This is a genomic window from Syntrophobacter fumaroxidans MPOB, assembly GCF_000014965.1.
GTDB lineage: Bacteria > Desulfobacterota > Syntrophobacteria > Syntrophobacterales > Syntrophobacteraceae > Syntrophobacter > Syntrophobacter fumaroxidans.
This window is the reverse complement of the sequence record NC_008554.1, coordinates 2,114,934-2,128,746: the sequence shown is the minus strand read 5'-3', so window position 1 is coordinate 2,128,746 and position 13,813 is coordinate 2,114,934. Positions and strand designations below refer to the sequence as shown.

Annotated in this window: 12 protein-coding genes; 4 read left to right on the top strand and 8 right to left on the bottom strand. The window is 62.3% G+C overall.

Translation table 11 applies throughout. The annotated features are described in order from the left end of the window. Nucleotides 1-4: 4 nt before the first annotated feature. The 4 genes from SFUM_RS08990 (at nt 5) to cobD (ending at nt 5,494) form a co-directional block, all read left to right on the top strand. On the top strand, nt 5-1,411 hold the full coding sequence (locus SFUM_RS08990) for a cobyrinic acid a,c-diamide synthase CobB (protein WP_011698597.1): 1,407 nt from the start codon (nt 5-7) through the stop codon (nt 1,409-1,411). 188 nt (nt 1,412-1,599) lie between these two features. Further along, a complete protein-coding gene (locus SFUM_RS08985; protein ID WP_011698596.1) occupies nt 1,600-3,144 on the top strand; it encodes a cobyric acid synthase in 1,545 nt (514 codons plus the stop codon). A gap of 122 nt (nt 3,145-3,266) precedes the next feature. Next, nucleotides 3,267-4,235 carry an adenosylcobinamide-phosphate synthase CbiB gene (cbiB, locus tag SFUM_RS08980; protein ID WP_011698595.1) on the top strand — a complete coding sequence of 323 codons (969 nt, stop codon included), beginning with the start codon at nt 3,267-3,269 and terminating at the stop codon, nt 4,233-4,235. 170 nt (nt 4,236-4,405) lie between these two features. Next, a complete protein-coding gene (cobD, locus tag SFUM_RS08975; protein ID WP_011698594.1) occupies nt 4,406-5,494 on the top strand; it encodes a threonine-phosphate decarboxylase CobD in 1,089 nt (362 codons plus the stop codon). A 41-nt stretch (nt 5,495-5,535) separates the two neighbouring features. Here cobD and SFUM_RS08970 read toward each other — a convergent pair whose 3' ends face one another. From SFUM_RS08970 to SFUM_RS08935, 8 genes are all read right to left on the bottom strand, one after another. Further along, on the bottom strand, nt 5,536-6,465 hold the full coding sequence (locus tag SFUM_RS08970) for a ketopantoate reductase family protein (protein ID WP_011698593.1): 930 nt from the start codon (nt 6,463-6,465) through the stop codon (nt 5,536-5,538). 518 nt (nt 6,466-6,983) lie between these two features. Continuing rightward, nucleotides 6,984-7,244 carry a hypothetical protein gene (locus tag SFUM_RS08965; RefSeq protein ID WP_011698592.1) on the bottom strand — a complete coding sequence of 87 codons (261 nt, stop codon included), beginning with the start codon at nt 7,242-7,244 and terminating at the stop codon, nt 6,984-6,986. Between the two features lie 226 nt (nt 7,245-7,470). Then, a complete protein-coding gene (locus SFUM_RS08960) occupies nt 7,471-8,817 on the bottom strand; it encodes an inositol-3-phosphate synthase (protein ID WP_011698591.1) in 1,347 nt (448 codons plus the stop codon). A 118-nt stretch (nt 8,818-8,935) separates the two neighbouring features. Beyond that, on the bottom strand, nt 8,936-9,478 hold the full coding sequence (locus SFUM_RS23925; protein WP_011698590.1) for a methylated-DNA--[protein]-cysteine S-methyltransferase: 543 nt from the start codon (nt 9,476-9,478) through the stop codon (nt 8,936-8,938). A gap of 48 nt (nt 9,479-9,526) precedes the next feature. Continuing rightward, complete coding sequence (locus tag SFUM_RS08950; RefSeq protein WP_011698589.1) at nt 9,527-10,171, bottom strand: MBL fold metallo-hydrolase; 645 nt, start codon at nt 10,169-10,171, stop codon at nt 9,527-9,529. Between the two features lie 91 nt (nt 10,172-10,262). Then, entirely contained in the window at nt 10,263-11,096 is an 834-nt protein-coding gene (phnX, locus tag SFUM_RS08945) for a phosphonoacetaldehyde hydrolase (protein WP_011698588.1), read from the bottom strand. A gap of 80 nt (nt 11,097-11,176) precedes the next feature. Then, nucleotides 11,177-13,357, bottom strand: a complete 2,181-nt coding sequence (locus tag SFUM_RS08940; RefSeq protein ID WP_011698587.1) for a xanthine dehydrogenase family protein molybdopterin-binding subunit — start codon at nt 13,355-13,357, stop codon at nt 11,177-11,179. Beyond that, on the bottom strand, nt 13,354-13,809 hold the full coding sequence (locus SFUM_RS08935; protein WP_011698586.1) for a (2Fe-2S)-binding protein: 456 nt from the start codon (nt 13,807-13,809) through the stop codon (nt 13,354-13,356). Before SFUM_RS08935 ends, SFUM_RS08940 begins: the two co-directional genes overlap by 4 nt. Between the last annotated feature and the right edge of the window lie 4 nt (nt 13,810-13,813).

Below are 13,813 nucleotides of genomic sequence, written 5' to 3'. Positions count from 1 at the left end.
ACCCATGAACAGAAAGCAAGCCTTCATGATTGCCGGAACGCAGAGCGGCTGCGGCAAAACCACCGTCGCCGTCGGCGTCATGGCGGCCATGAAAAGCCGCGGGTTTCAGGTCCAACCCTTCAAGGTGGGGCCCGACTTCATCGATCCCGGGTTCCACACTCGAATTTGCGGGACGGAGTCGCGCAACCTGGATGGATGGATGCTCAGCAGGTCCTACAACCGGGCGCTTTTCGGCAGGCTCCTCGGGGAGGCGGACGTGGCCGTCGTCGAGGGAGTGATGGGGCTCTACGATGGATACGACGGGCTGACGGAAGCGGGAAGCAGCGCCGAAATGGCCAAGTGGCTGGACATCCCCGTGGTACTGGTGGTGGACGCGCGCAGCATGGCACGCAGCGCGGCGGCGCTGATCAAGGGCTTCCGGGATTTCGACCCGATGCTTTCGCTGGCTGGAGTCATATTCAACCGGATCGGGGGAGAAGGCCACCTGGAATACCTGAAGGAAGCGATGTCGACGGGCATCCCGGACGTCCCCGTGTTGGGCGGCATCCCCAGGGAGGAGATCATCCGGATTCCGGAGCGGCACCTCGGGCTGGTGACGGTCGATGAAACCCCTCTTGATCGGACCTGGCGGGATACGCTGGTCGATCTCGTGGAGCGCAACGTGGACCTCGACCTGGTCCTGTCGCGGTCCACGTGCCGGGAAGGATTTCCCGAGCGCTTCGGTCCTGAAAAGAGACGCTCCGATCCGGTGCGGCCCGTACTTATTGCAGTGCCCCGCGATGCCGCTTTCTGCTTCTACTACCCGGACAACCTGGAACTGCTGAGGCGTGCCGGTGCCGAGCTGCATTTGTTCTCGCCGGTTGCGGGGGAGACCTTCCCGAAGGGGGTTGGAGGGGTTTATCTCGGGGGAGGATACCCCGAGCTTTTCGCCGAACGGATTTCCGAATGCCGCATCTTCCTGGAATCCCTGCGGAGCGGGGCGAAGTCGGGCATGCCGATTCATGCGGAGTGCGGCGGCCTCATGACGCTCGGCCGATTCATCGACACGGTGGACGGAAAAAGATTTCCCATGGCCGGCCTGCTGCCCTTCGGCACACGAATGTTGAGCAGACGTAAGGCACTGGGGTATACTGAAGTGGTTTTGAGGGAACCCTGCCTGCTGGGAGAGCCGGGTACGGCCGTTCGGGGACATGAATTTCATTACTCGGAAATCACCGATGACGGGGACTCTTCCGGCCTGCGATTCGCTTATGAGCTGCGGGCGCGCAAGCACCAGGCGGCTCGCTCCGAAGGGTACATGACGGGCTCCGTGCTTGCGAGCTACGTCCATCTGCACTGGGGAAGCGAGCCGTCGGTCCCGGAGGCTTTCGTTCGCCGGTGCGGGGAGTATCTGGGACGAACTTGCGTTTAGGGAAAGGGCGGGTTTGTCCCTTGATCGCCCAATGCTGCCGTGTTGAAGGCGAATCGGCATGAGAATAGCCAAGGGTGCTTGAAGCACCGGGGGATCTCCGGTGCCGCTCCGCGGCGGTCGCGGGGACGCCGGGCGGAGAAATGGGCCGTGAGGATGAACAAGACCAATCCGGGTGAAGTGGAATCCAAATGATCGGACGCGCCAGACCCCTGATGTTTCTGGGAACCGGTTCGGACGTGGGTAAGAGCGTGCTGGCCGCGGCGTTCTGCCGCATTCTGAAACAGGACGGCTATTCCGTGGCCCCTTTCAAGGCGCAGAACATGGCGCTCAATTCCTACATCACCCCGGAAGGCGGCGAAATGGGCCGCGCGCAGGTGGTCCAGGCCGAGGCCGCGGGCATCGAACCGCATGTCGACATGAACCCGGTCCTGCTCAAACCCACCTCCCAGATGGGCTCGCAGGTGATCGTGCGCGGCCGGGCCATCGGAAACTACTCGGCCCAGGAATACTACGAATACAAGAAAAACCTGGTCGAGGTGGTGCGGGAGAGCTACGAGCGCCTGGCGGCGCGCTACGACGTAGTGGTGCTCGAAGGCGCGGGCAGCGCGGTCGAGCTGAACCTCAAGGAGCACGACCTGGTGAATCTCGCCATGGCCAAAATGGCCGATGCGCCGTGCATCCTGGTGGGGGACATCGACCGCGGCGGCATATTCGCGGCTCTGCTCGGAAGCACCATGCTGATGACCCCCGATGAGCGGGACCGCACCATCGGGTTCATCGTCAACAAACTGCGGGGCGATCCGCGGCTGTTCGCGAGCGGTGTGGATATCCTGGAATCCAGGTCGGGACTTCCGGTGTTCGGCGTGGTTCCGCATTTCGACCATATCGCTCTGCCCGAAGAGGACAGCGTCGCGCTCGGACGCAGGGCGCGCCGGGTGGAAACCCGGGGTTCCGAGGACGCACTGATGGTCGGGGTCGTGCGGCTTCCCTACGTCTCCAACTATACCGACTTCGACTGCCTGGAGCACGAACCCGATGTCGAACTGCTTTATTTCGATCGGCCCGAACAGGTTTTCGGGTTCGATGCGGTCATTCTGCCGGGGAGCAAGAACACCATCGAGGATCTTGCGTTTTTGCGGAAGAACGGCATGGCCGAAGCCGTCGTGGCGTTTTACAAATCCGGCGGGACGGTGGTCGGGTTGTGCGGCGGATACCAGATGATGGGACTCAGAGTGAGCGATCCTCACGGAGTGGAAAGCTCCATCCGGGAGATCGCCGGACTCGGTCTGCTCGATATGGAAACGGAGATGTTCCAGGACAAGGTGACTTCCCAGGTGACGGCCCTGAATATCGGCGGCAGCGGCCTGGAGGTTTCGGAAGACGATGCCCTGCGCGGCTACGAGATCCACATGGGGCGAAGCGCCTCCATGGGTGGTGCACGGCCCTTGTTCCGGATCGTGAGTCGCGACGGTCTGCCCGTTCAGGTCGAAGATGGATTGATCCAGCCCGGTGGCCGGGCCTGGGGGACATACATCCACGGCATCTTCGACAACGACGGGCTGCGCAAAGCCTTCCTGGCGGGCCTCAAGAGCCGGTCGGGAAAGACGCGGGTCGCCCTCTCCGCCGGTTTCTCCTACCAGGATTGGAAGAATGAACAATATGACCGTCTGGCCGACCACATCCGACAACACGTGGACGTGAAGCGAATCCGCCGGATCATCGGACTGTGGTAAACAGTCTCGAAATCGTCGAACGAACCCGTGCGTCGGGGAGCGGACCCGGGGCGATCCTCACCTGTCCGGCCGTCGTGGCGTTCTCCCCGGTGACGGTCCCGATTCTGCACTGCGGAGAGAGAATGCAGCTCCTGCCCTGGCAACTGGCCGCCGCATACCTGCTGGACCTCCTGGCGGGTGATCCCCAATGGCTTCCCCATCCCGTTCGCTGGATCGGCCGCTTGATCCAACGGGCGGAGGCGATCTTCCACGACGCCGAGGCTTCCCCCCTGCTGCAGCGGCTGGCGGGGATCTGTTTCTGGGCGCTGGTGGTGACCCTGGTGGGGACGGCAACGATGCTTTTCGTGAGTGTGCTCACCCACCTGCCGCCTTACCTCGAACACGCCGGAGTCGTCTGGCTCGCGTACACGACGCTGGCCACGCGCAGCCTCCACAAGGAATCCTCCCATGTGGCGCGGGCGCTCCGGGACAACGACATCCCGCTCGCTCGCGAGTGCCTCGGTCGGCTGGTGAGCCGGGACACGGCGCACCTGGAGGAAAGGGACATCGTGCGTGCGCTGGTCGAAACGGTCTCCGAGAGCGTCTCCGACGGCATCGTGGCCCCGCTGTTCTACCTGGCCGTCGGGGGACCGCTGGGGGGCATGATTTACAAGGCCGTGAGCACCATGGATTCCATGGTGGGATACATGAACGACCGTTACCGGTATTTCGGATGGTTCGCCGCCCGCGCCGACGACGTGGCCAACTGGATCCCGGCGCGGTTGAGCGGGGTTCTGCTGGTCGGCGCCGCGGCGTCCCTCGGGCTGGATTGGCGCGGTGCATGGAGGATCATGCGTCGCGACGCCCGGAAAATGAAGAGCCCCAACGCCGGGTTTCCGGAAGCGGCGGCGGCGGGGGCGATGGGCGTGCAACTGGGCGGCGCCAACGTCTACTTCGGGCAGGTGGTCGAGAAACCGCTGCTGGGAGAGAACGTCAACGCCCTGACGCTCGATGCATACCACACCATGATCCGGCTCATGTACATGACATCGTTTCTTGCCCTTGTGCTTTCGGTTTCCATGAGCCTCCGGCACCTGATCGCCGTCGGCTGATGGGCCTGCGCGAGGACCGCCGGGTGATCCCGACGTGTCCCTCATGCGGGGGGAGCATCGTGGATTCCCGGCGACCCGGCCGGACCGCGCCACTGCGGGCGTTCCATGGACCGGCGACGGACCGGCGTTCCGCAACGATACCGAAGTGAACTTCCAGAGGAGACTTCCTGATGACTCTCGCTCATGGCGGCAACGTCTACGAAATATCGGCCCGGTTGGGCTGCTCGCCCGACGCCATCCTGGACTACAGCGCCAGTATCAACCCCCTGGGTCCTCCTGCCGGGCTGCTCGACGAATTCACATCCCACTATCATCGCCTGCAGCACTACCCGGATATCGGGAACCGCGCGCTGATCGAGGCGATCGCCGGGTATCACTCGGTTTCGCCGAGCCGGGTCGTGGTCGGCAACGGTTCCACGGAACTGATCTACTGGCTGCCAAGGGTACTTGGGGTCCGCCGCGGGGTCGTCGTGCTGCCGACGTTCAGCGAGTATCAGAAAGCATTCGAGCTGAACGGCGTCGAGCTTCAGAAGCTCGTCACCTCGTCGGCCAACGGATTTCAGCCTTCGGTGGAGCAATTGGAGCACGTCTGGGAAGAGTCTCTGCCCGAAACGATCCTTTTCACTCACCCCGGATCGCCCGCCGGCACCCTGCTCGACGTCTCCGTGCGGGACTGGATCCGGAACAAATGTCGGGACGACGGCCCGATCTGCATCCTGGATGAGGCTTTCGTGGACTTCTGCGAGGAAGAATCGCTCAAGGGCCTTCTCGAGGCGTCCGAGAACCTGGTGATCATTCGGTCGGTGACCAAATTCTACGGCCTGCCCGGCATACGGCTGGGGTACCTCTTGACCTCGGAGGACACGGCGAGGAAGATGCGCGGGACCCTTCCGCCCTGGTCGGTCAACACCTATGCCCAGATTGCGGGCACGTACTGCTTCACCCGTTCCGGATATCGAGAGGAGACACTCCGGGTGGTGGAAAGCGGGCGACGATCCGTGAAAGAGGCGTTGGAAGCCGCGGGGCGCCTGAAGGTGTTTCCGGGAAAGGCCAACTACCTGCTGGTGGAAATGGATGCGCGGCTTCCCCCCGCCCATGTTCTGCAGAAGGACCTGCTGGCTTCGGACCGGATTCTCATCCGGGACTGCCGTTCCTTCGAGGGACTCGGGGATCACCATTTCCGGGTGGCGATCCGTCGGCCGGAGCAGAATCAACGGCTGATCGACGGCATTTGCGGCTGGCTCAAAAACACGGCCTGATCGTTGGCGGGGCCGGTGAAAAGAACACGACCCCGTGGCGGTCAAGCCTGGGCGAGCGCCTTCAACTCACCGGGTTTGAGCACGGCGTAGGCGGTCTTCATCACCGGCGTCGGCACGTGCAGATCGTTTCCCATCCGCACGACGATGCCGATCATGGATTCGATCTCGCACCTGCGCCCGGCTTCGATGTCCCGCTGCATGGAAGGCTTTATTCCCGCCGCGCTGTCGTCGATGAAGGCCAGCGTTTTCGGAACGATGTCGGGATCGAGCTTCACGCCCTTGGCCCGGGCGACCGCGGCCACCTCGGACAGGGCTTCGGTCAGCACGGCCCGCGCCTCCGGCACGGCGCGATATTCTCCGAACGTCACCCGGGTCATGGCGCCGAGCGCGCTGACGGCGGAAATGAAAACGAACTTGGTCCACAGGATCTGCTCGATGTTGTCCACGAGCTCAACCGTTGCGCCGGTTCGGGCGAGGACGTCGCGGAGGGTTTCGACGCGCGGGGTCCTGCGTCCGTCCAGCTCACCCAGCACAATACGGCGGAACTGGCTGTACTGGCCGATGACTCCGGGGGCTTCAATGGCCGCGGAGAGCCATGTCGCGCCTCCCAGCAGGTGTTCCATGCCCACCGCCGCCCCGATGCGGTCGGCGGAATCCACCCCGTTCTGGAAAGAGATGACCATCGTGTCTCGAGCAATCATGGGCTGGATCGCCTGTGCCGCTTCGTCCGTGTGATAGGTTTTGGTTGAAATCATGACGAGATCGACCGGCCCGATATCGCCCGGCTTGTCGGTCGCCTTTGCCGGGGCGATCCGAAAGTCGCCGAACACGCTCTTGACCTGCAGCCCGTTTTCACGGATCGCCCGCAGGTGCGCGCCTCGAGCGATGAAAGCCACGTCCTCGCCGGCCTGTGCCAGCAGTCCGCCGTAATATCCCCCTACGCCTCCCGTTCCCATGATAGCGATTTTCATGTGGTTCCTCCCGTGAAGGTGAAGACCGGTGCGCTCTTGCCGGAACGGCCGTCGCCGGCAACCGCCGCTCGAAGACGCGGCCACGGACGGCCGTCCGGCGGAATCCGGCACGAGCCTTATACCAGGTTGTGGTTAAGATTATGCAGCATCCGCCCAGCGGGAGGTGACGCGAGCGGGATAAACCCCCTTTGCGGACCGATGTGCCGGTCGGACGTAGCAACTGTGTTCTTTGTCAACCTTTGAGTCGCGTAGGGTGGGATGCGCGACGGCGCAGCCCACGGTCCTGAGGCCCCTGATTCGGCCATCAGAGCCGCGTAGCAATGGCGTGCCAATCGCAGCGCAGCCCAGGGACCCAATGCCCTTGCCCCTGCCGTCGCAGCCAACATAGCAAGGGGCGGGCTTTATGCCCGCCCGTTCAACGCACCCACTCTGAACGGAATTGTCCATGATGCTGCGCTTCACCCGCGAAGCATGAAAACAGGCTCACCCTGGAGTGCGTTTTCCAGGTAACCTGGACCTCAGTGCTCGTGCGATTCGTCCTTCAGAAACAGGCTATGGTATTCCTCATCCGTAATGTGTTTACGCATGATGGAACCGATGAGCTCGAAAATCCGGTTGATCTCCTCGTCGGAAAGCCGCGGCACAAGCCTGGCGGCGAATTCGTCTTCAGAAAACTTCTGCAGATAGTAGATCAGGGATTTTTCGTCCACTTCCCGCGAGAACCCAAAGGCGACGATGCCGTCGTAGGTCTCCACAAAGTCGTGCCGGTGTTTCTTCATGGGAGTGCTCACTTTCATTGCAAAGGGACGCGCCGGGCGCCGCCGCCGGGAGGCTCCTGCGATGCCGCCCCTTCCCGTGGAAGCGGGCAGGGGAGACGCTCAGGGCGGAAAAACCGGACCGCCCGGGCTCAAATGCGACTCGGGGGACTCGGAATGCTCGATCCGGAATTCCCCGCCACGGATTGAACCGGGGTCTCCCTGCGGCGGAACGAAAGCGCGGGACCGACTATCGCTCTTCGCCGTTCAAATAATAGTCCAGGCCGAAATGGGTGATCTGTTCCTCGCCCATCAGATACCGCAGCGTGTTCTTCAGCTTCATGGACTGGATGAAAATGTCGTGTTCCGGGTAGAGGCTCTCCTTGTGCATCGGGCTCTTGAAGTAAAAGGAGAGCCACTCCTGAATGCCGTTCATGCCGACTCTCTGGGCTAGGTCGGTGAGGAGCACCAGGTCCAGGATGAGCGGTGCGGCCAGGATGCTGTCCCGGCAAAGGAAATCCACCTTGATCTGCATGGGGTAGCCAAGCCATCCGAAGATGTCGATGCAGTCCCAGCCTTCCTTGTTGTCCCCCCGGGGCGGGTAGTAGTTGATGGTGACCTTGTGATAATAATTCTTGTACAGGGTGGGATAGAGGTGCGGCTGCAGGATGTATTCGAGCACGGAGAGCTTGCTCTCCTCCTTGGTCTTGAAGGAATCCTTGTCGTCGAGCACCAGGCCGTCGCGGTTCCCGAGGATGTTGGTGGAATACCAGCCTTCGAGCCCCAGCATGCGGGACTTCAAGCCCGGCGCGAGGATGGTCTTCATCAGTGTCTGGCCGGTCTTGAAATCTTTGCCGGCGATGGGAACGTTCGCCTGTTCGGCCAGCTCCAGCATGGCAGGAATGTCGAGGGTGAGGTTGGGGGCGCCGTTGATGAACGGAACGCCGCATTCCAGGGCTGCCACCGCATACAGCATGCTGGGAGGAATCCGGGAGTCGTTTGCGTCGATGGCGCGCTGAAGGGCGTCAATGGACTGGTGGATGGCTTCCTGCTTGAGATGGATCTCGGTGGAACCACACCAGATCATGATACAGCGCTCGAGGCCGTTGGCGGCCTTGAACTGCCCGATGTCCTCTTTCAACGCTTCCACGTGTTTGCGCAGACTGTTGCCCTTCTTGATGTGAGTTCCATCCAGGTTGCGCACGAACCGCCGGTCGAAAACGGCCTTCATGGGCACGATGCCGGTGAGATAATCCTTGATGGACTCCAGGTGATCGCGGCTCAACACGCGCGCGTACATCGCCGCCTCGAAGCCGTTGGCTTCGTACAGGTCCCAGCCTCCGAACACGAGTTGGCCGGGATCCGTCAGAGGAACGAATTCCTTGATTTTCGGGGCGCGATGTTCAAACCGTTTTCCCAGCCTGATGGTTCCCAACTGGGTGAGAGAGCCGATGGGCTCTGCAAGGCCCCTCCGTACCAGTTCCACGCCGGCGATGAAGGTCGTGCTCACCGCGCCTCCAACCCCGGGGATCAGAACGCCCAGCTTTCCTTTCGGGGGGATGATCTGATCTTTCCTTCTCAGACTTTTCTCTTTCAACGCCGATCCTCCGTTTTCGCAGGGAAAAAAGCACCAGAACAAGTTTTCGGCAACATAATGCTCGTGCTGCACCGAATGTCAAGGCAATAGAATCGCGTTCCCCGGAACGCGATGCGGTTCACGCCTGACGGCCGTGACGTTCTATGTCCAGCAGGGCCTTCTTGATCTCCAGCCCCCCGGAATATCCGCCAAGGCGGCCTCCGGCCCCGAGCACCCGATGGCAGGGAACGATGATTGCCGCGGGGTTTCTGCCGCAAGCCTGTCCCACGGCCCTGGAAGCCTGACGCCGACCGATTCTTCGGGCAATCTCTCCGTAGGTCCGGGTTTCGCCGAAAGGAATCGATTGAAGCTCCGCCCAGACTGTCTGCTGGAAGGGGGTACCTCCCGGCAGGTCGAGGGCAATCGGAGGCAGGGGGACGCCTTGTTCGAGATAGGCGCTCACGGCATCACGCGCCGCGGCGAGCAGCGGCGGAAGAGGGGAGGATCTGACCGATCCGTTCGGATATGCCCGCAAAATGAGGTTTTCGACGTCCTTTTCAAGCGGTTTGTCGCCTCCGAAAAGATGCAGCAGGCAGACCCCGCGGGCGGTCGAGGCCAGCACGACCCAGCCCAGTCGCGACTTGAACGTGGATTGGAAGATTGCCAGGCGTTCTTCATGCATATGCTTCGAGCCTTCCGGGGTGTTGCATTCAAGGAGGAGCCGGCCTTCTCAGTCCATGAAGTCGGTGATGTAAGGGTTCGTCTTCATCTCGTGCTTAACGGTCGAGAAGGGGCGGTCCCCGTAATCGTGACCGGGCCAGACAACGGTGTCCGGAGGCAGCGTGACGATCTTCGTCTTCAGCGACTGGATCAACTCCCCGAAGGAACCGCCCGGCAGATCGGTTCGGCCCACAGCTCCGACAAAAAGCGTGTCGCCGGTGAAGAGGTTCCCGTCGATCAGCACGCAGCAAGACCCGGGGGTGTGACCGGGAGTGTTGATGAATTTCATGGTGAGGTTGCCGAAAGTGAGCTCATCTCCGTCTTCAACCCGTACATCCGCCGGAGGGGCCGGCTGGAACCCCATCATGCGAGCGAATCCCTTGCTTTCGGGACGCTGAAAATACTGGTCGTCGAGGGTGTGCATGACCACCTTCGCACCGGTCGCATCGATGATCTTCCCGTTACCACAAGTGTGGTCCGGGTGACCGTGGGTGTTCACCACGTAACGAAGCTTTACGCCCTTCTCCTTGAGAAGCTGGATCAGGCCGTCCTCGTCCCCCGCGGGATCGATCAGTATTCCTTCCCCGCTCACCTCATCGTAGACCAGGTAACAGAAAACCTGCATGAATCCAACCGGTATCTGTAGTATTTTCATAAAGTTAACTCCATCTCCGAGTTCCACTGTGAAATGAAACGGTTGATCGCCCGTCCGCCCGCGGAAGGCGCATACTCCGCCGGAAGAAAGATCACGGTCGCTCGCCCCCCGCGAGCAGTTCGTTGATGTCGCGGATAACGGCCGGGCAGTCCCGGAGCCCTTGCGCGACGAAGTGCGCTCCGGCATTGCGGAATCGCTGCTCGATGTTGTCCATCCGCCGGCGAAGCTCCTCGGGGTCCATGGCGGCCACTTCCTCCTCGCTGAGTCCCAGCTCATTTCCGGTCAGGGTCAGGCCGATGGTCCACATGCCGGCGTTCAGCCCCTCCCGGATGTCCGCCACCGTGTCGCCGATCTTCACCATCGCCGCCATGGGATAGACCTCGAGATTGATGGCGTTCTGATAGCACATCCATGGGAAAGGCCGCCCTGCCGGCACATCGGAAGCGCACACGATACTATCGGGCCGGTACCCGTTTTCCTCCACGGCCGGCACCAGCATATCCATCATATCGGATGTGTAGCCGGTGCTGGAACCGATTCTGATTCCCTGCCCGCGTAAGGCTTCCACGGCCTCGACCACCCCGGGGATGAGGTCCGCGTGCTGCGCGATGGTGTAGGCCAGATGCGCCTCGACCATCCGAGCCATATTCCCGATGTCCATTTCGGAAGGAGGCGCCCCATGCACGTCCTCCCATTTCCGGGCCACGGATTCCGCGCGGCACATGGCCCGCAGGTGGTCCTCCCTGGACAGTCCCATGGGGGCGCGGGCTTCTTCGATGGTCACTTCGACCCAATTGTGCCTGAAGACTTCCACAAAGACGGACAGCGGGCCGATGCAGCCATAGTCGACGGTGGTTCCTGCCCAATCGAGGACCACTCCCTTGACGGGTCCCCGATACGGGTTGCTGCGGGAAAACACTTCCATGACGTCCGATTCTCCTGCTCTCTGCGCATGTGAATGACACGGGCGTTCCCGAGGGGCACGGCGGCGATTTCCGCCCCCTTTCACGGATTCTTCGCGCGCGCGCGTCCCCGCGCGCCGCGCGCCCTGAGCGGAAGCTTCCTGATCCTCGACCCGGTCAGGTTGAACGCGGCGTTGGCGATGGCCGGAGCCACGGCCGGGACGCCGACCGCTCCGATGCCGCCCAGAGTGCCGCCGGAAGGGAGCATGAGTATTTCGATTTCCGGGGTTTCATCGGCTGCGAGGATCTCGTATCCGGAGAAATTGTGGCTTGCCACACCGCCGTTCGTGAATTCGACCTCTTCTTTCAACGCCGCGCTCAAACCGAAAATAATGCCGCCTTCCATCTGGGCCGCCACCGCGTCCGGGCTGATGACCGTGCCGCAGTCCACGGCGCAGGTGACCTTGAGGATTTTCAAGGCGCCCTTCTTTTCATCGGCGGCCACTTCGGCCACCTGGGCCACGTGAGTGCCGTGCGATGAATGATAGGCGAACCCCTTTCCAATCCCTTTCCGGGGATGCCGCCCCCACCCGGAGCTCTTGACGAGCTCTTCGATCAGGCGTGTGGCGCGGGCGTTTTTCTTCAGATGGGCAAGCCGAAATTCAACGGGATCCTTCCCCGCGGCGCGGGCGAGCTCATCCATGAAGCTTTCGACCGCGAACGTATTGTACGAATAGCCCGCCGACCTCCAGAAGCCGACCGGTACAGGAAGATCGGCTTTGACGTACTCCACTTCGAGATTGGGGATTTCATAGGGCATATCAGTCAGGCCCTGGACAGCGAACGGATCCACGCCGTCCGAAACCTGATCGGGAGCGATCCGTTCGAGGATCGAAGAAGCGGCGATCTTGTGCCTCCAGGCCGCAATATGCCCGCCCGCGTCCAGGCCCGCTTCAATGCGGCAGGCACAGGCCGGGCGGTAGAAATCATTTTGCAGGTCTTCTTCCCGGGTCCATACGACTTTCACCGGCTTTTGAACAACCTTGGACAGCTGCACCGCTTCTGCAACGAAGTCCGTTTCGAGCCTTCTGCCGAAGGCGCCTCCCAGGTAGGTCGTATAGACGAGAACCTGGTCGGGGCGCAGACCCGTTATGGCGCAAGCAGTATCGACGGCGCCGGTCTGATCTTGAACGGGCGCCCAGATGTCGCAGCCCTCTGCGCGGACGTGAGCGGTGCAGTTCATGGGCTCCATTGTCGCGTGGGCAAGGAAGGGAAGGGTGTAGTGTGCCCTGAGCTTTCTGGATGCGGCGCCGAGGGCCGGACCGCAGTCGCCCGTGGAATGCGCGGTTGCTCCCGGTTTGTTGAGGAGGGGGAGAAGACGGTTTTCCACGCCCGCGGTGTTCAGTTCGGGGTGGGACCCCCTGCTCCACCTGACGTTCAAAGCCTTTTTCCCGGCCCAGGCCTGATGCAGATGATCGGCGCAAACGGCGATCCCGCGTTCCATCGGGACGACTTGCCGCACTCCGCGCACTTTCCCGGCCGCTTCGCGGTCGAAGGCCAGGGGTTTTGCTCCGAATGCCGGAGGGCGGGCGATGCTGGCGTGGAGCATGTCGTTGACGAAGACGTCCATGCCGAACACGGCGGAACCTTCAATCTTGTCGAGGATGTCCAGACGCGAAACTGAGGAGCCGACGATTCTTTGCGGGGATTTGGACTTGATTGCGGGTTGCCTCGGCACGGGCAACCGGGCGGCCTGCCTGCAGAGCTCGCCGAAGGTCAGGCTGCGGCCGCTCACCTGGTGCCTGACCGTGCCTTTGACGACCGCGCAGGAAGCGGCGGGCACTTTCCACGTCTCGGCGGCGGCCCGCAGCAACATCTCACGGGCGATTGCGCCCGCGGTCCGGAGAGGCGCGATCATTTGGCGGACACTGGTGCTTCCACCCGTATACTGCCGTCCGGACACGGGATCGAGGTACCGTTCCCGGGCGGGAGCGATCTCGAACCGCACCTGGTCCCAATCGGCATCGAGCTCCTCGGCAACGATCATTGGCAGGCTCGTCGTCACGCCCTGGCCCATTTCAGACTTGTTCACGATGACCGTCACCAGGTTGTCGGAAGTGACCTGTACCCAGGCGGCGGGGCTGAAGATCTCGACCTCCTCCCGCGCGCGCCGTTGCTGAGGCCAGACCTCACAGACGAACGGCTTCAGCGAGACGGCCACTGCAAAGCCGGCTCCGGCAAGCGTTTTCCGCAGGAATTCGCGTCGGGAGATCGTGGCGGTCATGGCATTCCCCTGCCTCCCGCAGCTTTGCGGATGGCTCGAAGAATGCGGGGATACGTTCCGCAACGGCAGAGATTCCCGCTCATGGCGCGACCGATCTCCTCGTCGTTCGGGTCCGGGTTCTCGCCGAGCAACGCCGCCGCCTGCATGATCTGTCCGGGCTGGCAGTAGCCGCACTGGGGGACCTGAACTTCCAGCCAGGCCTTCTTCAGCGGATGATTCTCCGAAAGCCCCTCGATGGTGGTGATCCTCCTCCCCTCGACCTTGCCCGCCGGGATCATGCAGGAGCGCTCGGCCCGCCCGTCGACATGGACCGTGCAGCAGCCGCATTCCCCGATGCCGCACCCGTACTTCGTTCCCGTCAGCCGCAGATGGTTTCTGAGCACCCACAGCAAGGGCACTTCGGGATTGATATCCACTTGATAGCGAGTCCCGTTGATCTCAAGAGCAATCATGATC